The organism is Nocardiopsis sp. NPDC055551, from assembly GCF_053619415.1.
In genome coordinates this window covers 178291-203814 of the sequence record NZ_JBSHJJ010000007.1, presented here as the reverse complement: position 1 = coordinate 203814, position 25524 = coordinate 178291, and the positions used below count along the sequence as shown (strand labels likewise).

Below are 25524 nucleotides of genomic sequence, written 5' to 3'. Positions count from 1 at the left end.
ATTCGGGGCGGGGTGGTGTGAGCCCGCCTTGGTGGCTCGGCCGGGTGTGGGTGCCGCTGTCGTAGGGGTTGCGTTGGTGGGTTCCGGTGTCGTACTCGGGTCGGGTGAAGGAGTCGGTGTCGTAGGTGGGGCGGCTGTGTTGGCCGGTGTCGTATTCGGGGCGGGGTGGTGTGAGCCCGCCTTGGTGGCTCGGCCGGGTGTGGGTGCCGCTGTCGTAGGGGTTGCGTTGGTGGGTTCCGGTGTCGTACTCCGGCCGGCCGAAGGAGTTGGTGTCGGCGAGGTCGGGAGCGTAGGGCCCACCCTGGAACGCCCCGGACGGGTAACCGCCGGTCAGCGGATCCGAACCCGGCCCGGGGGCCGGGTGGCCGGGCACGTTCGGGCCGCCCATGGGTTGACCGGGCGCGGGCATGGCGCCCGAGGGGCCACCGAGACCGGACCCACTCGGTGTGCTCGGCGTACCGGGCATGCCGTAGCCGTTCAGGTCGGAGCGCTGGTGGGCGCCGGTGTCCATGCTGGACCAGATCGGCGACCTGAAGTCTTCGCCGGGGTTGGGCCGGAAACCCGGGTCGAGCGGGTCGGAGGAACCCGACCCCGTCCCCAGGGGGGTGCGGTCCGAGCCGTAGGGGTCGGGAACGTCGCCCCCCTCGTTCAACCCGAGCCGCTCGGACTGGGTGAGGGGCTCACGCCCCTCGAAGGGGTCCCCCGTCGAAGGCGGTGGTGGGGTCCAACCGGTGCCCAGCGGATCGTCGGCGCGCACCCCGGAGTCGATGGGCGTGGTCGGCTGCGACGGGGGCAACCCCTGCGTGGGCGGAAGCGCCGACGGAGTGGGGCCCGAGTCCAGGGCGGCGGGACTGTGCCGCGGCTCCGGGTGTCGTGGTTCGGGGCGCTGGGGCGGCGGGGCGCTCGGGGGTTCACTGTGTCCGAGGCCGGCCAGCATGGCCAGGTCCGAGGCGCTTCCGCGCGGGGCCCGGTCCTCGACCGGGGCGTCGACCATCGTGGGTGGGCCCTGATCCGGGTGGCCACCGCGCACGGGTTCGTCGTCGTAGTCCTCATAGCCGTCGACGTCCCCCGCGTCGTAGGCGTCGTCCCGGTCCCGGTCCCGGGGGCTCGTCTGCGCGGGCCCCTCGTCGTTCAGACTCGACCAGAAGTCGTTGTCGGAGAGCCCGTCGGAGTCGTCCTCCCAGTCGACCTCGCGTTGCCGCCGCCCCTTGGGCCGTCGCTCCGGCCTGCTCGGCCGGCGACCACGGTCCCCCTCGTCATCGCCGTCGAGGTCGGCCCGCCCTCGACCCCGGCCTCGGGCGGGCCGGTCGTCGCGATCGTCCTGGACGTCGTCGTCGTAGTCGTCGTCATAGTCGTCGTTCGAGCCGAGGCTGAGCGCCCGCATCCCCAGTAGGAGGAGCACCAGCACGGCGAGCACGACGATGACGGCGATGATGATGATGGTGACGGTCATGGTGTACGCACTACCTTGGGGAGGTCTGCCGCGTCCGGGGCGCACCGGGTGTCGGTCGGATGAGGACCGGCCGGGGGAGGGTGGCGCACTGGTTCCGGCCGATCGCGGGGTCGCGGACCCACTCCGCCTTCGCGAAGTGGGCGCCGAAGCCCCGCTGCGGTCTCGAACCGGGATACCGCGCGGCGGGTGGGCGGAAATCGGTCATCTGAAAAGGGGCGGGGGACACAGCCCTACTGTATGTGCTGTCGTGCGCTGTGTGCAGAGGGCAACGGGAGCTTCCTCGGTTCGTTCCCGGGCCGCTGGGGGGAAGGCGAGGCCGGGTGTGAAATGGCCGGTATGAGCTATTTCACCCGCTGTTGGTGATGAGGGAGCCCCTGGCCACGGCCTGCGCGGCGATGTTCTCCAGCGTCAGGTCCAGTGCCGCGCCCTCGGGCAGATCGAGGGGTTCGTTCAACGCGTACACCGTGAACCGGTAGGAATGCGTGTCGTCCTCCGCGGGGCAGGGCGCCCCGTAGGCGGCCTCTCCCGAGCTGTTCTGACCGATCTTGGCGTCGGCCGGCACGGTGTTCTGTCGAAGCTCCACCAGCTGCGGGTCCAGGTCGGTGACGACCCAGAACACGAAGGCGGCCTCGGGATCGTCGACCACCAGCGCGATGGAACCCACGTCGTCGGGCAGGCCCGACCAGCTCAACGGCGGGGAGACCGACTCACCCTCGGCTTCGCAGGTGTAACTGGCGGGCAGAGGTTGTCCCTCCTGCATCATCGGACTGATCACGTTGATGTCGGTGGGCATCTCGCCGCTCAGTTCCGTGTTGAGCACGCCACAACCGGTCGACGCGAGCAGGGCGGCCCCCGCTACGACGGCACCCGCACGGGCATCGGGACGGGTGCGGGGGGCGCCGCGTTCGGCGACGGTCCGGGTGAAAGGCAAGACCGGGAACAAAATGGGGCTCCTGCTGGACTTTCGGGCCATAAGGCGAGACTCGCTGTGCACCGGACCCGGCACACGGGAGGTAGGCCCCGGTACCCGTCACGGTGGAACCGTGCGCGCGAGGGCCGTATCCGGCGCCGTCACACGGTCCTGAGCGAACCCTACTGTGGTCCGGCGAGCCCCGGTGACTCTCGGGAGCGGGTGCCGGGCCGGTCGATGGGGCCGGGACCGGGACCCCCATGGCCGATGGGCCTGTGGATAACCGAAGGCGTCGGTCCGGGGGATCGGTCATCATGAAGCCGTGTGGTTCTCCATTCTCGGTCCCCTTCAGGTGCTCGACTCCTCGGGCGAGCCCGTCGCCGTGGGCGGCGCCCGCCTGCGTACCCTGCTGGTGCTGCTCCTGCTCCGGCCGGGGCGCCCATCGGCCGTGGAGGAACTCACCGACGCCATCTGGGGCGAGGCCGTCCCCAACTCGGCGGGCAACGCCCTGCAGGCCCTGGCCTCACGCCTGCGCCGTGCCCTGGGCGAGGGGATCGGCCTGTTCGGTGACGGCGGAGGATACCGGTTGGACGTCACCCCCGAACAGGTGGACCTGCACGTCTTCGAGGACCTGGCCGGACGAGGCCGGGCCGACCTGACGGCCGGTCGATACGAACGGGCCGAACTCTCCCTGGACGGTGCCCTGGAACTGTGGCGCGGGCCCGCCCTGCCCGACCTCACCTCCCATGGTCTGGCGGAGGAGGTCGCCCTGCGCCTCGGGGAGTCCCATCGCACGGCGGTCGAGGACCTTCTGGAGGCCCGGGTCGCCCTCGGTCGGGCGACGGAGGCCCTGCCCAGGGCCGAGGCGTTGGCGTCCGGGGACCCGCACCGTGAACGCCCCGTCGAACTGCTCATGCGCGCCCTGGCCGGGAGCGGGCGCACCGCCGACGCGCTCGCCTGCTACGAGACCTTCCGGAGCCGATTGGCCGACGAACTGGGGTTGGATCCCTCATCCCGGCTGCGACGGGTGCACCTGGACCTGCTGCGCGGAGAATCGACCCCGCCGCGCCCCGAGGGGGCCGCCGCTCGCGGGGCCCCCGACTCCGCGCCCGGAGGTGACCAACCGGGAACCGGGCCGCTGCCGCCGCTCCGGCTGCCCCACCACCTGACCGAGTTCGTCGCGCGCGAGACCGAGGTCGAGGCGGCCGTCGACCGGCTCACCACCACCCGCGTGGTCACCCTCACCGGCCCCGGGGGCGCGGGCAAGACCCGCCTGGCCACCGAGGCCGCCGCGACCCTGGTCGAACGGTCACCCTCTCTGGTGGGCGAAGGAGTGTGGTGGGTCGAACTCGCACCGGTACGACAGGGGCAGGAACTGCCCGAGGCCGTCGCCGCCGCCCTCGAACTGCGCGAACTCAACGTCATCACGGCGCGCACCGGAGCCTCGCAGGTCACGCCGACGGACCGGATCGCCGCACGCCTGGGCCAACGTCCCTGCCTGGTGGTGCTGGACAACTGTGAGCACCTGATCGAGGAAGCCGCACGATTCGTCCGGACCCTCCTGGCCCGCTGCCCGGGTCTGCGAGTGCTGGCCACCTCTCGGGAGCCGCTCGGCCTGCCGGGTGAGGCCCTCCTTCCGGTCCCCTCGCTCGACCTGCCACCGGAAGGGGCCGACGTCGACCGGGCCCTGGACTGCTCGGCGGTGGAACTGTTCGTCGCCCGCGCGCAGGCGGCACACCCGGGGTTCGGCCTCACCCCCGGCAACGTCGACCACGTCGTGCGCATCACCCGTGAATTGGACGGTATGCCGCTGGCCCTGGAACTGGCCGCCGCCCGCCTTCGGGTGATGAGCCCCGGGCAGCTCGCCGAACGCCTCACCGACCGGTTCCGTCTGCTCACCAACGGAAGCAGGGCGGCGCTGCCCCGTCACCGCACCCTGCGGGCGGTGGTCGACTGGAGCTGGGAGCTGCTGGACGAGGCCGAACGTCGACTGTTGCGCAGGCTCGCCGTCTTCCCCGGCGGCGCCGCCCTGGAAGCGATCGAACGGGTGGTGGCCGACCCCGACGGGGAACCGGGCCGGCTCGCCGGACAGGACGTGTGGACGGTTCTGTTCGCGCTGGTGGACAAGTCCCTCGTGATCGCGGAGAGACGCGCCGACGACGACGCGCCGCCCGCCTACCGGCAGCTGGAGACGGTCCGGGCCTACGGGTGGGAGCGCCTGGTGGAGTCCGGGGAGGAGACGCGGGTCCGCGACGCCCACGCCCTGCACGTGTTGGAACTGTGGCGGCGGGCCGACCCCGGCTTGCGCGGACCCGAACAGGTCCTCTGGCTGGACCGGCTCAGGGGCGAGGTGGACGACTGCACCACCGCCTTCCACTGGGCGTTGGAGAGCGGTGACGCCGAACTGGCCCTGGACCTGGTGGAGTACACCCAGTGGTACTGGACACTGGACGGGGCCTGGCGGCAGATCCATCGCTGGTCCGAGCAGGTACTGGAGCTGGTGGGGGAGAAGGTGCCGCCGGGGAGGGAGGTCGCCTACGCCGGTTGTCTGTTCCACAAGGCGGGAGAGATGGTCTCGGGACGCGCGGTCCTGCTGGAACGCCTGGCCCGGGTGGAGGAGGTGTGCGAGGCCGGTGGGACGAAGGTCGATCGGCATCCGGTGCTCATCTCCTGCCTGGTCTACCGGGCGATGACCGAGGGCGACCCCGACGGCCCCGCCCGGGCACGGGCGGAGATGGCTCTCCAAGGGCAGGAGGATCCCTGGACCCGGGCGATGGTGTATCTGTCGCTGTCGATGCTCGACGCGGTCTTCGGTGACGCCGCCCGCTCTCGCGCACGGGCGGAGATCGCCCTGTCGACGATGCGCGAGTGCGGGGACGTGTGGGGACAGTGCAACGCCCTGGCCCAGCTCGTGGACGCGACGATGGCCACCGACCTGCAACGCTCCCGTGCATTGCTCCGGGAGGGCATCGACCTGGCCGAGGGCTCCGGGCTGAATGGGCTCGGCGGTCTCTTCCGCACTCTCATGGCCCAGATCCTGGTCGAACTCGGCGACACGGACGGCGCCGCCCTCGAACTCGAAAGGATTCAAGCCGAAACGGCACAGGACGAGCACCGGGTCACCCATCACATGATCAGGATCCACTGGATGCAGGCCACCGGGGACCTGGCGGGGGCCCGACGGTTGCTGGAACGTACAGACCCCCTGGTTCGTGGTCTGGGCGGGTTCGCGCCGGTCTACATCGAACCCACCTGGCGCACCCTGTCCGCCGAACTCGCCTGGGCCGAGGGGGACGTCGAACGGGCCTGGGCCGAGGCGGGGCGGGCGTGGTGGCTCTCCCGCAACGGGTCCGACATGTCCGGGTTGGGCGCGTTGGAGATCCTCTCCCGGCTGACCGAGGACACCGATCCCCGATGGGCCGCGGAGCTGTTGGGGTACAGCGCGGGATTGCGCGGGGTCCTCAGAACCGCCTCCGCCAGGATCGGGGCCCTGCGTTCGCGCCTGGCCCGCACGTTGGGAGAGGCCGAGGTGGAGCGGTTGATCACCCGGGGGCGCGAGACGCCCAGAGCGTGGATCCTGGAGAAGACGGCGCGGTGGCTGGAGCCGATCGTGCCCGACGACGTCGACGCCGGAGACTGGCGCCGCTGAGCCCTGAGCCCCGAATGTCCCGGTGGGCGGGACGTTCGGGTGGACACGGTGGTCCCTCAGGTGCGGCGCCGGTAGGCCCACACCGCCAGTGGGAAGAAGATCGCCGTGATGATGACCGACCACACCAGGGTCCAGGTCACCGGTCCGGCGACGTCGCCACCGATCATCAGCGCGCGCATGGCGTCCACCACGTGGGTGACCGGGTTGTTCGCGGCGATGGGCGCGAGCCAGCCCGGCATGTCGTCGGGTGCGACGAACGCGGAACTACCGAAGGTCAGTGGGAACAACAGGATCATCGCGAAGGACTGTACGGCCATGGGGGTGCGGGCGAGCATCCCCACGAAGGCCGACATCCAGCACAGCGCGAAGGCGAACAGCAGGATCAGGGCGGCGGCGACCAGCACACCGACCACCCCGCCCTCTGGTCGGAACCCGATGGCCAGTCCGACCAGCAGCACCATGACGACCGTGATGGCGTAACGGACGAGGTCGCCCAGGATCGCACCGATCAGTGGCGCCGAACGGGCGATGGGCAGCGAGCGGAAGCGGTCGAAGATCCCCTTCTCCACGTCCTGGCTCAGGCTGAAACCGGTGCCCATGGTCGCGAAGATGACCGACTGCGCGATGATGCCGGGCATCAGGAAGTCCCGGTAGGTCTGCCAGTCGCCCATCATCGCCTGACCGAAGACGAAGACGAACAGGGTCACGAACATGACCGGCTGCAGCATCAGCCCGAAGACCTCTTCGGGGTTGGCCTTGATCTTCAGCACGCTGCGCCAGGTGAGTTGGAGCCCGTTCTGCACGGTCACCAGCGGGCTGATCCGCTGTGGGATGTGCGGTACGGGTCCGGAGGAGGCGGCCGATGGCCGGATGGTCACGGTGCTCACGGGCGAGCTCCCTCGGGGTCGTTGTCGGTCTCCGTGGCCTCGGCGGTGTGCCCGGTCAGGGCCAGGAACACCTCGTCCAGGCTGGGTTTGCGCAGGGACAGTTCACCCACGGCCACGCCCTGTTCGTCCAGGCGACGGACCACCTCGGGCAGGATGGAGGCGTCGTTGACCGGCACACCGGCCACCAGTCCGTCGCTGTTGACGGGGGCGCTCGTGACCGCCTCGATGATCTTGGTTGCCAGGGGCAGCTGAGCGCTGTCCACCGTGCGCAGCTCCAGGACCTGGTCGCCGGCCTGGTTCTTGAGTTCCTCGGGTGTCCCTTGGCTGATCACCTTGCCGTGGTCCAGCACCATGATGTCGTCGGCCAGTTGGTCGGCCTCTTCCAGGTACTGGGTGGTGAGCAGCACGGTCACCCCGTCTCCCACCAGGTCACGGACCACGGCCCACAGGCCGTTGCGGCTGTGCGGGTCCAGACCGGTGGTCGGTTCGTCCAGGTACAGCAGCGCCGGGCGCCCGACCAGGCTCGCGGCCAGGTCCAGTCGGCGGCGCATGCCTCCCGAGTAGGTCTTGGCCGCGCGCCCGCCGGCGTCGGCGAGCCCGAAGCGCTCCAGCAGTTCGGCGGACCGGGTCCGGGCCTGGGCCCGATCGAAGCCCAACAGGCGGGCGATGAGCACCAGGTTCTGGGTCCCGGTCAGCTCGGCGTCCACGGCGGCGTACTGGCCGGTCAGGCCGATCTGTCGGCGTACCTCGTGGGGTTGGCGCACCACGTCGAACCCGCCGACGGTGGCGTATCCGCCGTCGGGGCGCAACAGCGTCGACAGGATGCGTACGGTCGTGGTCTTCCCGGATCCGTTGGGTCCCAGGACGCCCAGCACGGCCCCCGTCCTGGCGGTCAGGTCTACTCCGTCCAGGGCACGGGCGCCCTTGAACTCCTTGACCAGACCTTCCGCGCGAATGGCGTCGGTCATCAGGTTCCTCCGTTTCAGCGTCTGTCCTCAGTGTGCCGACCGGTGCTGACAGAACGCTGATATGTGCGTTCGTTCCTGACGCCCTGAAATGTCAGCTCCGGGTGTCAGGAGGTGCAGGTGTCCCGCTGTGGAAGGAACACCGGACCGGAACGAGCCCTTCCCCACGTCCCCTGCTTTCTCGGAGGACCTGGTGAGGGCGCCGGCCGATGGAATAGGGCGCGTGCCGGGGCCGGGGCCCAGCGGAGGCCTTGAAGATACGGCCTAGACTCGGGCGGGTGACGAACTTCCCGCCCCACGACGCCGTACCCCGGCCGGGGGAGACACCCGACCCAGCGGACCCGGGGACGGGCGTGGCCCGACTACGCCCGCCACTACGGAGGGTGAGCAGCCGGTCGATCGGGGTGTGGACGTTGCGCATGGCCTTCGGAGCGCTGTTCAACCTGGCCCTGATCAGCGCCGCGGCCTGGGCCCTGGGCAACTTCGCCTGGGGCTGGGTGCCGACGTGGGCGCACGAGAACGCCTGGGTCTTTCCCTCCGTCTACGTCCTGTACGCCCTGCTCAAGATCGCCATCGTGCCCTCATGGCGTTACCGGGTGCACAGGTGGGAGGTCAACGAGGACGTCATCTACACCCGCGCCGGCTGGATCAGCCGGGCCTGGCAGCTGGTGCCGGTCAACCGGTTGCAGACGGTCGACCATACCCAGGGCTGGTTGGAGCGGATCTTCGACGTGGCCACGCTCCAGGTACGCACCGCCTCCTACGCCGGTTCTTCGACCATCGAAGGTCTGGACGCCGAGGAGGCGCGCCGGCTCAGTGAGGAACTCGCGGTGCGCGCCGGGGCGCTTCGGGACGACGCCACCTGATGGATCCACGACACGACCCCCACGAGCACCCCGAGACCCATCGACCCGAGACCGGGTCCGGTGGTTGGGTCGCGCCCGGCAGTACCTCCGGCACCCCTGAGTCCTCCGGGCCCGGCACACCTCCCTCGGGCCCGTACGCCCCCGTCGAGGGGCAGAGCCACTGGTGGCCCGCGCCCCCCGGAGCCCCCACCTTCGCCGAACCCGCCGGACCCACCGAACCAGGGGAAGAGGCTCCCCGTTCCTGGTGGGGTGAGGATCCCGCCGGCCAAGGCTCGCCCTTCGGAGCGGAGACCGCCCGCAGGCTCAGCCCGCGCACCCTGGTTGTCGGACCCATCATCCAGATCCGGGGCCTGCTGTTGCCGATCGCCGCCGGTCTGGTGGTCGGCGGGTTCAACCCCTGGATCCTGACCGCCACCCTGCTCGCGGTCTTGGGACTGCTCATCGGCGGGTTCGTCACCTGGAAGACCTTCCGCTACGAGATCGGCGAGGAACGCCTGGAGATCCGCAGCGGTCTGATCAGACGCTCCCGGCGCACCATCCCCCTGGAACGGGTGCGCGGGGTCGACGTCACCAGCAGCCTGCTGCACCGCGTGCTGGGTGTGGCCGTGGTGCGCATCGAGGCCGCGTCGGGGGCGGGCGAGACCGAGGACGGCAAACTCGACGCGGTGGACGCCACCGAGGCCGAACGTCTGCGCACGGTCCTGCTGCACCGCAAGGCCGTGCTCAGCGGACGGAGCGAGGAGGCGGCCACCGTGGGGGAGGACGGCATCGCCTCCGCCACCGCCGCCACCGCCGGGGCGGGAGCCTCCGGGCCCGTGGCCGCGTCGGGCGAGGACACGGTCACCTACTTCCGGATGCCCCGGAGCTGGTACCTGTTCGGGGCGCTCAGCGTGGGCCACCTGGTGACCCCGTTCGTGCTCCTGGCCACCCTGTTCGGCATGGTCCAACAGTCCGCCGGGCAGATGGCCACCGACTTCCTCGTGGACTGGGTGACCAGTACCGATCGAGGCTTCCTGGTGGTGTTCGCCGCGGTGTCCGCGGGTGTGCTGGTGTTGTTGATGCCGGTCTTCGCGGTGGTCTCCTACGCCCTCACCCACTGGGGGTTCACGCTCCGGGGTCGGGACGGCTCCCTGGTGGCCGAACGCGGTCTGTTCACCCGCCGCAGCGTCACCCTGGAACGGCGCCGTATCCGCGGGTACGAGCTACGGGACAACCCTCTCGAACGCACCCGTGGCGCGGTGCGACTGCGCGCCATCGTCACCGGGCTGGGAGACACCGCCAACCGTGCGGTCCTGCTGCCCATCGGACCCCGCCCCAAGGTGGAGGCGGTGGTCGACCGCGCCCTGGACCTGTTCGGAGGCCGGCTCACCCGTCACCCGCGGGCGGCCCTGTACCGGCGTTTCACGCGCGCCGTGCTGCCGTTCGTCGTGGTGGCGGCGGTGGCCCTCTACCTGGACCTGGTCTGGTTGACGGTCGCGGCCGGGGTGCTCGCGCTGCTAGGGGTGCCCTTGGCGGTGGACCGGTACCGGTCTTTGGGCCACGGCTATGACGGGGAACGGGTGAGCGTGCGCTCGGGTTCGTTGCAGCGCGGCCAGGCCACGGTGGAGCGGTCGGCGGTGATCGGGTGGACCTGGACCCAGACGCTGTTCCAACGTCGCTCGGGGCTGGCCGACCTCCAGGTGACCGTGGGTGCCGGAGCGGGCGGTTACACGGCCCAGGACGCCTCGTTGGAGGAGTCGGTCGACTTCGCCGGGCGCATCACCCCGGAGATGGTGCGGCCCTTCCTGGTGGACGACCAGGGTCCACACCGGGACACCACCTGAGGCGCGGGCTCCACGAGCCGGGAGGACCCCGGACGGGAACGAGGGGGCGATCACCGGTCGGTGATCGCCCCCTCGCCTCGGCGGGTGGCGCCTACTCGTTCTTCTTCGAACCGAACATGATCTCGTCCCAGGAGGGAACCGAGGCGCGGCGTCCTCGCCCCTTGCGCTTGGGAGCGGCACTGTTCCCGGCGTTGGCCCCGGTGGCCCCGTTGGTGCCACCCGCGGCGGCCGGGACCGGGGGCTGTTCGTCCACGGCCCGTCGTGGGGTGCCCTTGTCGTTGAGGTCGATGGTGGCGCGACGTCGACGCGGTCGCTCGGGTTCGGCCGCGGGCGGGGCCGGCTCGGGATCGGGAGCCGGTGCCGGCGCCGGACGCGCGTCCAGCCAGTCCGGGGTTCCCGGGGAATCGGGACGGCCACGCGTCTCGGACAGGTATCGGGGTTCGGGCTCCGGTTCGTCGAACACGGCCGAGGGGCGCACCGGTTCGGGCTCCTCGTAGCGTTCGGTCCGCTCCATGGGGTGCTCGACCGGGCGTTCCACCGGACGTTCGGCGGTCCGCTCGGGTCGCGTGGGCGGCTCCGCCATGGGGTGGCGCCGCGGTGGCTCGTTCCGCGAGAAACCGGGCATCGGGGCGGCGGGTGGTGCCTCCTGAGGTGTGTGCTCCGACCCGCGTTCGGGAGCCCGCTCCGCGGGGCGTTCGGTCACCCGCTCGGGCCGCTGACGCGTCGGGTGCCCGGGCTCCTCGCGGATCGGCACCCCGAACTGGTCCGTCTGCGGGGCCGGGCGCAGGGGCTCGTCCAACGGCGTGTCCTGCGCGGACGACAGGCGACGCGGAGCGATGTGCCCAGGGCGGCGCTCGGCGGCGGACTGTGCGTCCAGGCGGGGCAGGTCGGTGGTGGCCTCGTTGCGGCGCGGGGCGAACGGGGTGACGTTGGCCGCGGGCGAGGCCGGCGAGGGCTCCTCGAAGGAGAACCTGGCGGCCTCCTCGTCGGCCGGAGCGACGGAGTTGTGTCTGGGCTCGTACAGCCAGTGGGCGACACGCTCGTCGCCACCCTGCAGGAAGACGAGCTTGAGTTGCCAGGTGCGATCCTCGCGCTTCCAGGAGTCCCACACGGCGTCGCCGGTCTCCAACTGGTGGGCGCCGATCCGCTTGGTGACGATCTCTTCCAGGGAGGGACCGGGTACGGCGTCGCCCTGGGCGCGCACGGTGGCGCGTTGGGCCTGTTGCGCGATGTACTCGCGCTCCTGGAGCACGGGTCCTTCGAACCAACGCACCCGTTCGATGGGTATCCCGGAGATCTCGGAGATGGCCTCCGCGGTCTCGCCGGACCGGATGCGGGCCTGGATTTCCTTGGGGCGCAACGGATTCTCCACTTCGATCTCGTACTGGCCGAGCCGGGAGAACTGGCCGCGTACGGCGGCTCGCAGGCGGTCGTCGACGGGCAGCATGAATCGGGTTCCACGACCGGTGCTGGCCAGCACCAGGTAGGTGCCGTCCTCGCTCACGGCCACGAGGCGAAGCTCGTGCATCGCCCTCCCTTTCACGTCCCGTCGAGGGTCGGTATAGACCGTCCCTCGCGTTCTCCAAGTCTGGTCGGCCGACAACTGTTCGGCCAGTACCGCGCCCGGCATGTCCGAACTGTGCCCGCCTCCCGGCCCGTGGTGGTCACCACGGTGGGAGTCGACCCCGGGTGCCCGGGGCCCTCACGGTCGCTTCCGTTGCCAATCTTGACACGGTGAGCCTTGCGCGACCGGGAGCGATCGTCGATGAATGTCGCCGATCCCGTACGAAGGCTCCGCGGTGATGGTATCCCGCGTACCTCGAATCACCCCAGGCCTGGGAAAAACTCCGATCTCGGGCGAAGTGGAGACATCACCCATCTTATGATTCGCAACTCGACACGCCGATGGACGCCAGATGGTGATGCTTCTTATTTGATGGCGTTATCAGAGGCCTGCCCCCCTTAAGGTGAGGCATCCATCTATGGGCGTTATGTGAACTTTGGGGCCTACGGGGATGTCTGCCCCACCACACGCCCATCCCATGACATGACGAGTGTCCCGCCGCGCCCACGCGCGGCCGACGGAGGGGGACCGCACACCATGCCCAGACCGGAGTACGGGGGTGGGCCGAACGAGCGGGGTCGATCGACCGGCCGGGCCCATCGCGCGGACCATGACACGGAGGACGCCCGGGACGATCGACGCGGCGAGGACGACAAGGACGACAAGGGCAAGCGCATCGACCTGAGCGTGGCCCAGGTCGTGGGGGCCGGCATGGCCACCCTGACCGCGGCGACCGCCGCCTCCTACCTGAACGTCTACGGAACCGTCATCGGCACCGCCGTCATGGCCGTGCTCAGCACCAGCGCCACACCGGTGATCCAGCACTGGATCACCCGCAGCGGAGAACGGGCCAAGGGACTGGCGGGGAAGGCCAAACATCCCCATGACGCTCCTTTCGCGGAACGGCCGGAATCGGCCATCGAGAGGGACGACCTCGGCGCCACGGCCGCCTTCCGGGCCCCCGCGGTCTTCCAGGACCCCGAAGACGCCACCCGGACCATGGCCATGCCCTCCCTGGGGCACGATCTGCCCGGTCGGACCCTGGCACACGGATTCGGAAATCCCGCCGACCCGGATCGGCCCCATGACCCGGTCCCGGGCGAGCCGACCGAACTCCTGCCCTCGGTAGGGCCCCGCGACCGCTCCGGCGCCGTGGCTTCGGACACGACCGGGGAAGGGGGAACACGCCCCAAGCGTGGCCTGCGCGCCGTCCTCATCCCCGCCGGAGTGGTGTTCGTCCTGGTCATGCTGATCGTCCTGGCCTTCGAGTTGCTCACCGGACGCTCCCTGACCGCCTGGACCCAGGGCCAGGACGAGCCGACCTCGCCCTCCCTGCTGGGTGGTCAGTCCGCCCCGGCCCACCCCGGGGAGGACGACGAGGACGACGAGGACACCGACACCTCCGAGAGCGGCCAGGAGCCACAGGAGGAGGGGACGGACACCGCCCCCGGAACGGGGACCGAGGAGCCGGCCGAACCCGGAACGACCCCGGGCGACCAGGGCACCGACACCCCGACCGTGCCCACCGACCCGGCCGAACCGCCGGCGGAGGAACCCGAACCGGAACTGCCCGAGGAGCCGGCCGAACCCGGACCGGGCGACGGCGGCCAGGGAGGGGACGCCCCGCAGGACGGCGCTCCCCAGAACGGCGCCCGGGGCGAGTCCGCGCCCACGGGCTGATCACCCGCCGACCACGGGTCAGCCGAACACCCGGTCCAGGTAGGCGTTGCCGAAACGGCGGTGCGGGTCCACTCGATCCCGCACCGCCAGGGCGTCGCCCAACCGCGGGTAGACCCCCTCCAGATAGGCACGGTCGCGGGTGTGCAACTTGCCCCAGTGCGGGCGTCCGCCCACCGACGTGAACAGCGCCTCCAGGTCCGCGAAGTACTCCCGGTAGGGCGTCCCCTGGTACATGTGCACGGCCACGTAGGCGCTCTCGCGCTCATGGGCGGTCGACAGCCACACGTCGTCGGCGGGGGCGAAGCGCACCTCCACGGGGAAGCTCACCCGATGGTCGCCGCGATCCACGATCGAACGCGCCTCGCGCAGGACGTCCGCCACGTGTTCGGCGGGGATCGCGTACTCCATCTCCACGAAGCGTACGTTGCGCACCGAGGCGAACACCTTGTGCGAGACGTCGGTGTAGGAGCGCGCCGACAGTGCCCGGGAGCTGATCTGGTTGACCGTGGGGACCGTCGCCGGGAAGCGACGGCACACCCGGTTGACCCGTTCGAAGACCCGGTTGGACAGGAACTCGTCGTCCAACCACGCCTTGAACGGAGCCAGGGGCCGGGGCGGGCCTTCGCTGATGTTGTTGCGCTTGGTGTTGGTGTTGCCCGTGTGCGGGAACCAGAAGAACTCGAAGTGGTCGTTGTCGGCGCGTAGCTCCGGCAACCGCTCCAACACCTCGTCCAAGGGCATGGGCACCTCCTCGGCCCGCAACAGGAAGGCCGGGCGCACCGCGAAGGTCAACGCCGTGACGACGCCGAACGCGCCCAACCCCACCCGGGCCGCGTGGAACAGGTCCGGTTCGTGTTCGGCCGAGCACTCCACCACCGAACCGTCGGCCAGGACTATCTCCATACCGACCACCTGGCTCGCCAGGCCGCCCGCGTCCCGCCCGGTGCCGTGCGTCCCCGTCTGGACCGCGCCCGAGGCGGTCTGAACGGCGATGTCGCCCATGTTGGCCAGTGCCAGACCCCGCTCGGCCAGGGCGTCGTTGAAATCGCACAGGGGCGTGCCCGCGGCCACGGTGGCGGTACCGGCCACGGGGTCGACCGAACGCAATCCGGTCAGGGAGGTGGGGGAGAGCAGTAGCCCGTCGGTGATGGCCACGTCCGTGAAGGAATGACCCGTACCGACCATACGGACCCGCAGGTCCTCGGCCGCCGCGGTGATCACCGCCGCCGCGACCTCCTCGGTGCCGCCGGGGGTCGTCGTCCGACGGGGGCGGGCCTGGTAGGTGTCGGCCCAGGTGTGCCACAACACATCAGTCATGCGGCGACATTACCGACCGGTCACTTATGTGACCAGAGTCTTGAGTGGAGCTGGTCACTTCCAGGCCGCAAGTCCCACGACATGGGGTGGGGGCGGATCCGGGCGGGCCTCGGAAACTGGTTACATGAACAGCATGAGGCCTTACGACGCGTTTTTGCTGATCTCCTTCGGTGGACCGGAGGGCGAGGACGAGGTCATCCCGTTCCTGGAGAACGTCACCCGCGGGCGCAACATCCCCCGCGAAAGGTTGGCGGAGGTCGGTGAGCACTACTTCCTGTTCAAGGGAGTGAGCCCGATCAACCAGCAGTGCCGGGACCTGCTCGCCGCCATCACCACCGACTTCACCGAACAGGGCATCGACCTGCCCATCTACTGGGGCAACCGGTTCTGGGCGCCGATGCTCACCGACACCCTGGCGCGGATGAGGAAGGACGGTATCCGCCGCATCCTGGCGATGCCGACCTCCGCGTACTGCAACTGGTCCAGCCGGGCCGCCTACCACGAGGACATCGAGCGAGCCTTGGCCGACCTCGGCCCGGACGCCCCCGAGGTCGAGCTGATCCGTCCCTTCTACGACCACCCCGGGTTCATCGAACCCCTGGTCGAACACGCTCGCGCCGCCCTGGAGGAGCTGCCCGCCGACAAGCGTGCGAGCGCGCACCTGCTGTTCTCGGCGCACTCCATCCCCATGACCATGGCCGAGGCCAGTGGCGGTCCAGGGCAGACCTTTGGGCCGGAGGGCGCTTACGGCGCCCAGTTGGCCGCGGTGGCCCGCCTGGTCGCCGAACGGGTCGGTGGGGACCACCCCTATGAGGTCGTCTACCAGTCCCGCAGCGGTCCGCCCGGTCAACCCTGGCTGGAGCCGGACATCAACGACCGGCTGCGGGAACTGGCCGACGAGGGCGTGGGCGCGGTGGCGGTCATTCCGCACGGATTCGTCTCCGACCACATGGAGGTCAAGTTCGACCTCGACGTCGAGGCGCGTGAGACGGCCGAGGAACTCGGCGTGGACTACGCGCGCGCTCTCAGCCCGGGTACGCACCCGGCGTTCGTGTCGATGGTCTCCGACCTGGTGCGCGAGTACACCGAGCAGGGCGAGGAACGGCGGCTCACCTCCCTGCCGCGCTGCAACGAGGGCGGTGGCCGGTGCTGTGAGCGGCACTGACCCTCACGGTGTCGGCCGGGGTCAGGTCCCAAGTGCGAGGTAGTCCTCGGTCCGGACGATCTCCTCGCGCTCGGCGAACGACGCCAGTTCGTCCGCGACGGCCGAGCTGTCGCCGTCCCGGACGATGGCCTCCAAGGTGCGCTGGGCGGCCCTGATCACCGCCCGCTGGAGGTCGGAGGGGATGATGACGAGGCGGTACCCCAGCTCGGCCAGGCGCCGCTTGGACACGAGCGGGGTCCTGCCCCCGTGGAACATGTTGATCAGCTTGGGCTCGGGGATCTCCCCGGCGATCAGCTCGATCTGCTCCACGCTCTCCGGAGCCTCCACGAAGATGACGTCGGCCCCGGCCTCCAGGTAGGCGCGCGAACGTTCCAGCGCGGCCTCCACGCCCTCCGAGGCGATCGCGTCGGTACGGGCGATCACGACCAGGTCGGGGTCGGTCCGCGCGTCCAGCACCGCGCGTAGTTTGCCGACCATCTCGGCGGTGGGGACCAGTGACTTGTCGTCGAGGTGCCCGCAGCGCTTGGGGAAGGTCTGGTCCTCCAGATGGAGCCCGGCCACCCCCGCGCGCTCGAACAGTCCCACCGTGCGGACCGCGTTGACGGCGTTGCCGAATCCGGTGTCGGCGTCGGCGATGACCGGCAGCGAGGTCACCGCCGTGACCTGGGCCAGCCGGTCCGCGACCTCCGTGACCCCCAGTAGCCCGATGTCGGGCACCCCGTGGCCGCGCGCGATCGCGCCGCCACTGGCGTAGAGCAGCTCGGCCCCGCTCTGTTCGGCCAGTCGGGCGGTGAGCCCGTCGAAAACCCCCGGGGCGACGTGGGTGCCGTCCCCGTCGAGCAGTGCTCGCAGCCGTGTGGTCGCTCTCATCCTCGGGCCCTTCTCAGCGATTCGGTACCGGCATGGCGGGCCTGGTGATCGACCCGCCCATGGGCTGGATACCGTTTGTATACAATCCGGGAAGAGCTTGGCGGCCCACGTGGAACGATGTCAAGCGGCACGGCGATGGTGGATCTCGGGAACGGGGAGCACGGGTGGGACAGGGCGATCTGGTGTACGAGCGGCTGCGCGAGGAGATCGTGGAGTGGGAGCTGGCCCCGGGCACACACCTGAACGAGACCCGGCTGGCCGAGCGCCTGGGCGTGTCCAGGACGCCCTTGCGCGAGGCTCTGCGTCGCCTCACCAGGGACGACCTGGTACGGATCAGTCCGGGCCGGGGCGCCTTCGTCACCGAGATCGCGCTCCAGGACATCGTGCACCAGTTCCAGATGCGCGAGGCGCTGGAGACCTACGCCGTACGGCTGTGCGCCCGCGCCTGGGAGCGCTCGGTGTTCGCGGAACTGGCGGGGGACTTCCGCGAGTGGGAGACCCGCTTGGAACAGGCCGGCGAGGGCGTCGACGACACCGACTACTACGCGCTCACCGACCGCCTGGACACCGCGGTCTCCGAGAACGCCGCCAACCCCTACCTGGCGGACTCGCTCACCTCCGTCCGCCGGCACCTGCGGCGGCTACGCCGACTCGCGCGCCGTACGCCCGAGCGGATGGTGCTCAGCGCCCGTGAGCACGCCCGGATCTGCCGCGCCGTCCACGAGGGGGCCGAGGACGCCGCGGCCCGGGCCGCGGCGGAGCACGTCGACAACAGCCTGCGCCACATCCTCGGGGTCATGGGCGGCGTCGCGTCGGGTGGTGCGACCGTACCGTCCTGAGGGTGTGGGTCAACGATGTTGACCACCTCTGAGGTGGGAAGACGGGAAACCCGGTGGTGATGCGGGTCACCGCGGACGATAGGGTCGTCCCCGACCACAAGTCGACGGTTTCAGGAGTATCTGTCTTGGTTCGTTCCTGGTATGAACTGCCGGAGTACGTCCGTCTACGCCGCGTGAACGGGCTGCGCCTGTCCCCGGACGGCACCCGCCTCGTCGCGCCCGTGAGCGACATCGCCCCGGACGCAAAGTCCTTCCGCAGCGCGCTGTGGGAGATCGACGTCGCTCCGGAGTCCGAGGGCGCGGGCGCGCCCAGACGACTGACCCGTTCCACCAAGGGCGAGTCGAGTGCGGAGTTCCTCCCCGACGGTTCGGTGCTCTTCGGTACCGGACGTCCCGACCCCGAGTCCGCCTCCGAGGACAAACCCAAGGCGGCGCTGTGGCTGTTGCCCGCCGACGGTGGCGAGGCCCGTCAGGTCGCCTCGACCCACGGTGGCGTCGGTGCCTTCGGGATCGCCCGGGACAGCGGCCTGGTCGCCTTCACCGGCCGGGTGCTGCCTCGCTCACAGGACCAGGAGGCCGACTCCGAGGCCCGCAAGGCGCGAGAGGAGGCCGGGGTCACCGCGATCCTGCACGAGGCCCTTCCGGTGCGCTCCTGGGACAGCGACGTCGGTCCCGACCACCCCCGCCTGTTCACCGCCACCCCGCCCGAGGACGAGGACTCCCGCCTGGGCGAGCCCCGGGACCTCACCCCCGACGCCGGCATGGCCCTGTTGGGCTCGGCCCCGGAGGTGTCGCCCGACGGCTCCACCGTGTACGTGACCTGGTCGGTGCCCACCTCCAAGGGAGCCGGCCGCAGCGAGGTCGTGGCCATCGACACCGCCACCGGACGACGCCGCACCATCGCCGGTGGCCCCGACGAGGCACTGGAGTTCGGGTCCCCCTCCATCTCCCCGGACGGCGCCCGTCTGTTGGTGTACGCCGACTCCGGGGGCGAGTACCACGGAGAGCCCCGTGACGCCACCCTCTGGATCGTCGACCCGGCCACCGGCGAAGGTCGTGACCTGCTGGAAGGCCACGAACTCTGGCCGCGGGACTACGCTTGGTCCGCCGACTCGAACACGGTCTTCCTCGTCGCCGACCAGAACGGCCGCCGCCCCGTGTTCCGCGTGGACGTGGCCTCGGGCGAGCTGACTCGTCTGACCGGCGACCACGGCGCCTACAGCGAACTCAACCCCTCCCCGGACGGCCGCCACGTCTTCGCCATGCGCGACGCCTGGGACCACCCGCCCGCGCCGGTACGCCTGGACGCCGACGTCACCGACGGCGAACCCACCTACCTGCGCACCCCGGGTTCGGAGTTGTCCATGCCGGGCACGCTCACCGAGATCGAGACCACCGCCGACGACGGCACCCGGATCCGCTCCTGGCTGGTGCTGCCGGAGGAGGCCTCCGCCGACTCGCCCGCCCCGCTCATGCTCTGGGTCCACGGCGGCCCGTACATGAGCTTCAACGGGTGGAGCTGGCGTTGGAACCCGTGGCTGCTCGCCGCTCGAGGCTACGCCGTGCTGCTCCCGGACCCCGCCCTGTCCACCGGTTACGGCCAGGACATGCTGCGCCGCGCCTGGGGCAAGTGGGGGCCGCGCACCCACGCCGACGTCATGGCCATCACCGACGCCGCCGAGGCGCGCGAGGACATCGACGCCGAGCGCACCGCCATGATGGGCGGTTCCTTCGGCGGTTACATGGCCAACTGGATCGCCGGGCACACCGACCGGTTCAAGGCCATCGTCTCCCACGCGTCCCTGTGGCAGCTGGACGGTTTCAGCGGCACCACGGACTACCCGCCGGTCTGGGAGAGCGAGTTCGGTACGCCGCTGGATCGACCGGAGCGTTACGAGCTCAACTCCCCGCACCTGCACGCGGACAAGATCCGCACGCCCATGCTCGTCATCCACGGCGACAAGGACTACCGGGTGCCCATCGGTGAGGGCCTGAAGCTGTGGCGCGACCTCCTCCTGCACGAGGTCGAGGCCAAGTTCCTGTACTTCCCCGACGAGAACCACTGGATCCTCAGCCCGGGCAACGCACAGGTCTGGTACGAGACGATCTTCGCCTTCCTGGACCACCACGTCCACGGCAAGGAGTGGGTCAAGCCCGACCTGCTCTGACCCTGCTCGCCAGGGCCGGGTGAACGACCGGCGGGGCCCGGTGGACGGAGAGTCCACCGGGCCCCGCTTCGATGTTCCAACGGTGTTCCAATGGTGCCCGGGGCCGGAGGATCCTCGCCGCGTAGGGTGCCAGGAGAGTGCCCGGACAGCCGCGTTCGGGGCCCAGAACGGAAGAGGGCAGCAGTGAGCACCAGCCAGTCCCCACACGACCGAGGGAAGCTGCGGGACCTGGCCGTGGCCGTGGCCGCGGAGGCCGGGGAACTCGCGGCCAAGGGACAGGAGGGCATCACCGTCCTGGACACCAAGTCCAGCCCGACCGACGTCGTCACCGAGATGGACCGGGCCACCGAGGAACTCATCCGCGACCGTTTGCTCGCGGTCAGGCCGCACGACGCGATCCTGGGTGAGGAGGGCGGTGGTGTCGAGGGCACCAGCGGGGTGCGCTGGGTGGTGGACCCCATCGACGGCACCGTCAACTACCTGTACGGCTCCCCGGACTGGGGCGTGGCGATCGCCGCCGAGATCGACGGGGTGGTCGTGGCCGCGGCGGTCGGCGTCCCCTCCCGCGGGCAGATGTTCGAGGCGGTCCTGGGCGGAGGGGCGCGGCTGGACGGTCGCGCGTTGCGCGCCCCGGACGCGGTGCCGCTGGACCAGGCCCTGGTGGCCACCGGGTTCGGGTACTCGGCGGGCCGACGGGTCCACCAGGCGCGGGTGCTGACCGAGGTGGTGGGGCACGTGCGCGACATCCGACGGATCGGAGCGGCCTCTATCGACCTCACCGGCCTGGCGGTGGGGCGCTGCAACGCCTACTACGAGCGGGGCCTGAACCTGTGGGACTGGGCGGCGCCCGGTCTGGTCGCCACCGAGGCGGGCGTGCGCCTGGGAGGTCCCGGGGGCGGGCCGCCCTCCGAAGACCTGGTGATCGCCGCCCGACCCGGCCTGTACGAGCGGCTCGACGCGCTCTTGGCGCCGTTGGGCGCCGACACCGACGGCTGACGGCCGACGGTCCTCACCGGACACAAGGGACCCCGGGCGGATCACGCCCGGGGTCGAAATGTTCGTGGGCGGGCGCGGCCGACCCGGGTCCGCCGCCCCGCCTTGTTCCGGCTAGTGCAGAGTGTCGACGCCGTTTCGGGCGGCGATGCGGTACAGGTCCTCGAGTTCCGACGCATGTGTGTCGGCGAGGAAGTCGTCCCCGGCGGCCTGCGCCGACTGGAGCGACCGGTAGGTCTCGTTGATACGGACCTTGATCTCCGCCATGAACTCGCCCATTGCACCTCTTCCAGGGGTAGGCACCGGAGCATGGTGGCGCACCGGTGCACATGCGTGTGCCCACGCTGTTCACGTGGCACGAACCGAAGTCGTCACGACCCTGTGACATGAACGCCCGTCGCGGTCCGGGCAGGGCCCGGTGTCCACGCGTGCGTTTCCTACGTCTACCTCACTGTGACCCAGGTCAAACCTCCACCCCCCGCACGGTGATGTTTCCGTGATTCAGATCCAGATTCCGCAAAGCGGAAATCCGCCCGTCAGTGGCGACCATGGTCCGCCGAGTGGTCCCGCGAGGAAGGGGGTCGTGGCACCGAGTGAAGTCGTGGAAAAGAGTGTCCCAAGACACATTTTTCGGCAGTGGCCAGTGCTTACTCATTTCTTATTGTTGATGTGTCAGATTTGAGATGTGCGGGGTTGAGTCGTCGCCGGCGGTTGGGGGATTCGCCGGCGGCGACCACTCCGCGCACAGGGGTCGTACAGACTCCCGGCCCAGCGCCCGTGACACACGGGGGTAGAGGACGAGCGGAACACTTCACAGTGTTCCCCGAACGGGTTTACCGTGTCCTTACCCCGATCGTGGGAGAACGGTTGACGCGGTCGGGACCGAGAACGCCGCTGCCGGTGTGTTGGGGGATGCGCCGGCAGCGGCCCCCTTTTTTGTTTCCCGACCCCCCTGAAGGACAACGTTGCGAGTACTCGTGGTCGAAGACGAACGGGTCCTGGCCGACGCCGTGGCCGTTGGACTACGGCGGGAGTCCATGGCGGTGGACGTGGTCTACGACGGCGACACGGCCCTGGAACACACCGCGGTCAACGAGTACGACGTCGTCGTCCTCGACCGCGATCTCCCCGGAATCCATGGCGACGAGGTCGCCCGCACCCTGGTCGCGGAGGCCTACAACGGCCGCATCCTGATGCTCACCGCCTCCGACGGGGTCCAGGACAGGGTCGACGGGCTCACCCTGGGCGCCGACGACTACCTCCCCAAACCCTTCGCCTTCCCCGAACTGATCGCCCGGGTGCACGCCCTGGGCCGCCGTTCGGCGCCGCCGCTGCCACCGGTACTGGAACGCCACGGCATCACCCTGGACCCGGCCAACCACCGAGTGCACCGTGAGGGCCGCGAGATCGGCCTCACACCCAAGGAGTTCGCGGTCCTGCAGGTGCTCATGCGCGCGCAGGGCACCGTGGTCAGCGCCGAGGGCCTGTTGGAGAAGGCCTGGGACGAGAACGCCGATCCCTTCACCAACGTCGTCCGGGTCACCGTCATGACCCTGCGCAAGAAGCTCGGCAGCCCACAGGTCATCCAGACGGTTCCCGGCGCCGGGTACCGACTGTGAGACCGGGCGAGCGTCCCGAACCCGGACAGGTGGAGGCCACTCGCCCCGGGGACACCGGGACGTGGCGCAGCCTGAACTCGGTGGCGCCCGGTGGGGAGAGCACCGAACGCTCGGCCGCCCACTCCACGGTTCATCGCTTCACCGACAACCTCAGCCTGCGGGCCCGCCTCACCCTCATCTACGGGATGCTCTTCTTCGCGGCGGGCTCCGTGCTGGTCCTGGTCAACTACCTGGTCGTCGCGGTCCTGCTCAACGCGCTCCTGGCCGAGGAGAGCCTGGCCGAGCTCATCGAGCACAGCCACCACATCGAACAGGTCCTCACCCACGTCACCCGCTTCTCGTTGCTGGCGCTGTTCCTGGTCGGGTTGCTCGCGGTGGCGCTGGGGTACGCGGTGGCCGGGCGGGCGCTCTCGCCGTTGCAGAAGATCACCCGCATAGCCCGACGGCTGTCCGAACGTTCCCTGCACGAACGCATCGCGCTGTCCGGACCCGACGACGAGATCCGTGAGCTCGCCGACACCTTCGACGGCATGCTGGAACGTCTGGACCGTGCCTTCGACGGGCAACGGCGCTTCGTCGCCAACGCCTCACACGAACTGCGCACGCCGTTGGCCATCAACCGCACCCTGCTCGAAGTGGCGTTGAGCGCCCCGGACGTGTCCGCCGACCTCAAGAGCGTCGGGCACACCCTCCTGGAGACCAACGCCCGCCACGAACGCCTCATCGACGGGTTGCTGTTCCTGGCCAAGACCGACCGCGAACTGGAGGTCAAGGCCAAGGTCGACCTGGGCGAGGTCGCCGGCACCGTGCTCAGCCAACTGTCCGGGGGCATCGACTCCTCCGGTCTCTCCCTGCGTCAGGACCTGCGTCCCGCCCTGGTGGTGGGCGACCCCGTCCTACTGGAACGACTGGTCGCCAACCTGGTGGAGAACGCCCTCAAGTACAACGTCGAGGACGGTGAGATCACCGTGCGCAGCGGCATGTACGAGGGCATGCCCGCGGTCCAGGTGGAGAACTCCGGCAAGGTCATCCCCGCCTACGAGATCGAGGGTCTCTTCGAACCGTTCCGGCGCGGCTCCGGCGACCGTGTGGGTTCGGGCCGCAGTGCCGGTCTGGGACTGTCCATCGTGCGCTCGGTGGTGCGCGCCCACGAGGGCGTGGTCACCGCCTGGCCCCGCGCCGGCGGCGGTCTGGTCGTCACCGTGTGTCTGCCGCCCTCACCCGGGCAGGGCGGCGAGAGCGCCGACCGCCGTTGAGGAAACGGCGGGTTCCACCTTCCGAAGCACCCATCGGAAAAAGAGGGGCGCACCGTCCCCACGCTTCCAAAGCTGCGCCCGTCCACGCTTCGTGGTATTTATACGTGTCCGAAGACACGCCCACCCCTGTCACGAGCCACGAGCCGGGGTGGGTATGCTTCCCCGGGCGTGGACACGGAGGGAATCCCTCCTGACATGGGCATGTCTTGGTTATCGCCCCGGCCCGGGGGAGTGTTCCATACTTGCCCTTCCTGTGGGCGCGTACGTGTTTTCCGGTCTACGAGACGCTCGACGTTGGGTAGTACACGAGAACGACCAGTGCAGGGGCCATCGATTATTGGCCGCCTCCGGTCACGATTTCGTGAAAATGCTACTGACCTGTGGAAGGTGACCCGGGAGGGGGCACCGAACACGGACTTCGGGAAAACTCATTGGCCGATTCGGGCACAACCAAGGTCTCTCAAGCGTTACACCCGCGCGATGAGGCACTAAACGAGGGGGATGGAGTTAGCAGAGATGGCCACCGACTACGACAGCCCGCGCAAGACTGACGAGGACATCAACGAGGACAGCCTCCAGGAGCTGCAGGCGCGGCGCGTGGACAAGGGCACCGGCACCATCGACGTCGACCCCGACGAGGTGGCCGAGGGCATGGAATTGCCCGGTGCGGACCTGTCGGGCGAAGAACTCGCGGTCCGGGTACTGCCCCGCCAAGCCGATGAGTTCACCTGCTCGCGCTGCTTCCTGGTGCACCACCGCAGTCAGCTCGCCGAGCAGCGCGCCGGCCAGCTGGTCTGCAAGGAGTGCGCCTGATCGATCGGCGGGTCCCCCGACCCCCGATGGTCCCGGGAACCCGACGGGACCGGGGAACGGACCCGTGACGGTCACCCCTGGGTGACCGGGCCGCCGCCTCCGCGTGAACGGGGGTCCCGCACGGCGGTGGGCGCGACGACGGCGGGCGGTGGACGGCCGACTCCAGACGGGGAGGATCCCGATGGGGTGAGCCGTCCACCGCCACCCGTTCGTCGAGGTGGGGCGGGCCCCACACGCGCCGTGGTCGGATCCGCGGTCAGATCTCCAGGTCGCGTCCGCCGGACCCGACCAACCGCTTTCGGGTGGCGCGTACGGCCAGGACCCGGGCCACCTCCACGCCCACACCCGCGACCACGGCCCAGCTCAGGGCGCGTCCCAGGCTCACGTCGGGGGACTCCAGGTCCGTCGGAGGTTCCTCGCCCGTCGCGCGCGTCCAGGCGAAGGTCAGCGCCTTGCGAGTGACGAACTCGGCCGCGAAACCGGCGACCATCCCGAGGACGACCGGTGCGACCTCACCGTCCTTCTTAGCCATGTGAATCGTTCACCGTTTCCTTGTGCGTACGATGGTGCGCGCACAAGCGCACCGTCTGCGGTGAAAGTCTTTCACGCCAAGGCCGTCCCGCGCAGCGCGGCGTGCTCCCACATCCCCGCGCGTTCGAGGCACGGATCACGTTCCCTGGGCGGTCA

The 25524-nt window shown here is 70.2% G+C and carries 20 protein-coding genes; 11 read left to right on the top strand and 9 right to left on the bottom strand.

Annotated elements, in window-relative coordinates; genetic code table 11:
- Positions 1-1453, bottom strand: a 1453-nt coding sequence (locus ACWGSK_RS14800; protein ID WP_452456028.1) for a hypothetical protein, incomplete at its 3' end; no start/stop codon positions are given.
- A 346-nt stretch (positions 1454-1799) separates the two neighbouring features.
- Positions 1800-2396: a YbhB/YbcL family Raf kinase inhibitor-like protein gene (locus ACWGSK_RS14795; protein WP_358505506.1), complete on the bottom strand. Its 597-nt coding sequence runs from the start codon at positions 2394-2396 to the stop codon at positions 1800-1802.
- Positions 2397-2685: 289 nt separating this feature from the next.
- Here ACWGSK_RS14795 and ACWGSK_RS14790 point away from each other — a divergent pair, with 289 nt between their 5' ends.
- The gene (locus ACWGSK_RS14790; RefSeq protein WP_452456027.1) at positions 2686-6012 is read left to right on the top strand and encodes an AfsR/SARP family transcriptional regulator; all 3327 of its coding nucleotides are present in this window, start codon (positions 2686-2688) and stop codon (positions 6010-6012) included.
- A gap of 56 nt (positions 6013-6068) precedes the next feature.
- Here ACWGSK_RS14790 and ACWGSK_RS14785 read toward each other — a convergent pair whose 3' ends face one another.
- Both ACWGSK_RS14785 and ACWGSK_RS14780 read right to left on the bottom strand, forming a co-directional pair.
- Complete coding sequence (locus ACWGSK_RS14785) at positions 6069-6899, bottom strand: ABC transporter permease (protein ID WP_452456026.1); 831 nt, start codon at positions 6897-6899, stop codon at positions 6069-6071.
- Positions 6896-7867: an ATP-binding cassette domain-containing protein gene (locus ACWGSK_RS14780; RefSeq protein ID WP_358505515.1), complete on the bottom strand. Its 972-nt coding sequence runs from the start codon at positions 7865-7867 to the stop codon at positions 6896-6898. Before ACWGSK_RS14780 ends, ACWGSK_RS14785 begins: the two co-directional genes overlap by 4 nt.
- Before the next feature lie 275 nt (positions 7868-8142).
- Here ACWGSK_RS14780 and ACWGSK_RS14775 point away from each other — a divergent pair, with 275 nt between their 5' ends.
- Together ACWGSK_RS14775 and ACWGSK_RS14770 are read left to right on the top strand one after the other, a co-directional pair.
- Positions 8143-8730, top strand: a complete 588-nt coding sequence (locus ACWGSK_RS14775; RefSeq protein ID WP_452456025.1) for a PH domain-containing protein — start codon at positions 8143-8145, stop codon at positions 8728-8730.
- Positions 8730-10553: a PH domain-containing protein gene (locus ACWGSK_RS14770; protein ID WP_452456024.1), complete on the top strand. Its 1824-nt coding sequence runs from the start codon at positions 8730-8732 to the stop codon at positions 10551-10553. Before ACWGSK_RS14775 ends, ACWGSK_RS14770 begins: the two co-directional genes overlap by 1 nt.
- Before the next feature lie 91 nt (positions 10554-10644).
- On the opposite strand, the gene sepH is transcribed toward ACWGSK_RS14770, so the two are convergent.
- A complete protein-coding gene (gene sepH / locus ACWGSK_RS14765) occupies positions 10645-12081 on the bottom strand; it encodes a septation protein SepH (protein ID WP_452456023.1) in 1437 nt (478 codons plus the stop codon).
- A gap of 573 nt (positions 12082-12654) precedes the next feature.
- Here sepH and ACWGSK_RS14760 point away from each other — a divergent pair.
- Positions 12655-13797 carry a hypothetical protein gene (locus ACWGSK_RS14760; protein ID WP_452456022.1) on the top strand — a complete coding sequence of 381 codons (1143 nt, stop codon included), beginning with the start codon at positions 12655-12657 and terminating at the stop codon, positions 13795-13797.
- A gap of 18 nt (positions 13798-13815) precedes the next feature.
- Here the strand turns inward: ACWGSK_RS14760 and ACWGSK_RS14755 are convergent, their stop codons facing one another.
- The gene (locus ACWGSK_RS14755) at positions 13816-15114 is read right to left on the bottom strand and encodes a D-arabinono-1,4-lactone oxidase (protein WP_452456021.1); all 1299 of its coding nucleotides are present in this window, start codon (positions 15112-15114) and stop codon (positions 13816-13818) included.
- A 133-nt stretch (positions 15115-15247) separates the two neighbouring features.
- Between ACWGSK_RS14755 and ACWGSK_RS14750 the strand changes: the two genes are divergently transcribed.
- Positions 15248-16279 (top strand): ferrochelatase, encoded by a 1032-nt coding sequence (locus ACWGSK_RS14750; RefSeq protein ID WP_452456079.1) that lies wholly within the window; start codon positions 15248-15250, stop codon positions 16277-16279.
- A gap of 21 nt (positions 16280-16300) precedes the next feature.
- Here ACWGSK_RS14750 and ACWGSK_RS14745 read toward each other — a convergent pair whose 3' ends face one another.
- Positions 16301-17149, bottom strand: a complete 849-nt coding sequence (locus ACWGSK_RS14745; protein ID WP_452456020.1) for an isocitrate lyase/PEP mutase family protein — start codon at positions 17147-17149, stop codon at positions 16301-16303.
- Between the two features lie 164 nt (positions 17150-17313).
- Between ACWGSK_RS14745 and ACWGSK_RS14740 the strand changes: the two genes are divergently transcribed.
- The 3 genes from ACWGSK_RS14740 (at position 17314) to ACWGSK_RS14730 (ending at position 21152) form a co-directional block, all read left to right on the top strand.
- Positions 17314-17988: a GntR family transcriptional regulator gene (locus ACWGSK_RS14740; protein ID WP_358505534.1), complete on the top strand. Its 675-nt coding sequence runs from the start codon at positions 17314-17316 to the stop codon at positions 17986-17988.
- 125 nt (positions 17989-18113) lie between these two features.
- Positions 18114-20156, top strand: coding sequence for an alpha/beta fold hydrolase (locus ACWGSK_RS14735; RefSeq protein ID WP_452456019.1), 2043 nt, complete (start codon positions 18114-18116; stop codon positions 20154-20156).
- Between the two features lie 183 nt (positions 20157-20339).
- Positions 20340-21152, top strand: coding sequence for an inositol monophosphatase family protein (locus ACWGSK_RS14730; protein ID WP_358505540.1), 813 nt, complete (start codon positions 20340-20342; stop codon positions 21150-21152).
- A gap of 111 nt (positions 21153-21263) precedes the next feature.
- Here the strand turns inward: ACWGSK_RS14730 and ACWGSK_RS14725 are convergent, their stop codons facing one another.
- The gene (locus ACWGSK_RS14725; RefSeq protein ID WP_190318366.1) at positions 21264-21428 is read right to left on the bottom strand and encodes a hypothetical protein; all 165 of its coding nucleotides are present in this window, start codon (positions 21426-21428) and stop codon (positions 21264-21266) included.
- A 686-nt stretch (positions 21429-22114) separates the two neighbouring features.
- Here ACWGSK_RS14725 and ACWGSK_RS14720 point away from each other — a divergent pair.
- From ACWGSK_RS14720 to ACWGSK_RS14710, 3 genes are all read left to right on the top strand, one after another.
- Complete coding sequence (locus tag ACWGSK_RS14720) at positions 22115-22768, top strand: response regulator transcription factor (protein WP_358505543.1); 654 nt, start codon at positions 22115-22117, stop codon at positions 22766-22768.
- Positions 22765-24024 (top strand): sensor histidine kinase, encoded by a 1260-nt coding sequence (locus ACWGSK_RS14715; protein ID WP_358505546.1) that lies wholly within the window; start codon positions 22765-22767, stop codon positions 24022-24024. The genes ACWGSK_RS14720 and ACWGSK_RS14715 overlap by 4 nt, the downstream gene beginning before the upstream one ends.
- A gap of 516 nt (positions 24025-24540) precedes the next feature.
- The gene (locus ACWGSK_RS14710; RefSeq protein WP_013153901.1) at positions 24541-24837 is read left to right on the top strand and encodes a DUF4193 domain-containing protein; all 297 of its coding nucleotides are present in this window, start codon (positions 24541-24543) and stop codon (positions 24835-24837) included.
- A gap of 256 nt (positions 24838-25093) precedes the next feature.
- Here ACWGSK_RS14710 and ACWGSK_RS14705 read toward each other — a convergent pair whose 3' ends face one another.
- Entirely contained in the window at positions 25094-25369 is a 276-nt protein-coding gene (locus ACWGSK_RS14705) for a DUF4235 domain-containing protein (protein ID WP_358505549.1), read from the bottom strand.
- Positions 25370-25524: the final 155 nt, after the last annotated feature.

What these genes read in the sequence shown, in the direction of transcription:
- sepH (WP_452456023.1), bottom strand. Translation starts at nt 12,081, where the DNA reads ATGCACGAGCTTCGCCTCGTGGCCGTGAGCGAGGACGGCACCTACCTG.
- ACWGSK_RS14760 (WP_452456022.1), top strand. Translation starts at nt 12,655, where the DNA reads ATGCCCAGACCGGAGTACGGGGGTGGGCCGAACGAGCGGGGTCGATCG.
- ACWGSK_RS14725 (WP_190318366.1), bottom strand. Translation starts at nt 21,428, where the DNA reads ATGGGCGAGTTCATGGCGGAGATCAAGGTCCGTATCAACGAGACCTAC.
- ACWGSK_RS14780 (WP_358505515.1), bottom strand. Translation starts at nt 7,867, where the DNA reads ATGACCGACGCCATTCGCGCGGAAGGTCTGGTCAAGGAGTTCAAGGGC.
- ACWGSK_RS14705 (WP_358505549.1), bottom strand. Translation starts at nt 25,369, where the DNA reads ATGGCTAAGAAGGACGGTGAGGTCGCACCGGTCGTCCTCGGGATGGTC.
- ACWGSK_RS14770 (WP_452456024.1), top strand. Translation starts at nt 8,730, where the DNA reads ATGGATCCACGACACGACCCCCACGAGCACCCCGAGACCCATCGACCC.
- ACWGSK_RS14750 (WP_452456079.1), top strand. Translation starts at nt 15,248, where the DNA reads ATGAGGCCTTACGACGCGTTTTTGCTGATCTCCTTCGGTGGACCGGAG.
- ACWGSK_RS14745 (WP_452456020.1), bottom strand. Translation starts at nt 17,149, where the DNA reads ATGAGAGCGACCACACGGCTGCGAGCACTGCTCGACGGGGACGGCACC.
- ACWGSK_RS14755 (WP_452456021.1), bottom strand. Translation starts at nt 15,114, where the DNA reads ATGACTGATGTGTTGTGGCACACCTGGGCCGACACCTACCAGGCCCGC.
- ACWGSK_RS14710 (WP_013153901.1), top strand. Translation starts at nt 24,541, where the DNA reads ATGGCCACCGACTACGACAGCCCGCGCAAGACTGACGAGGACATCAAC.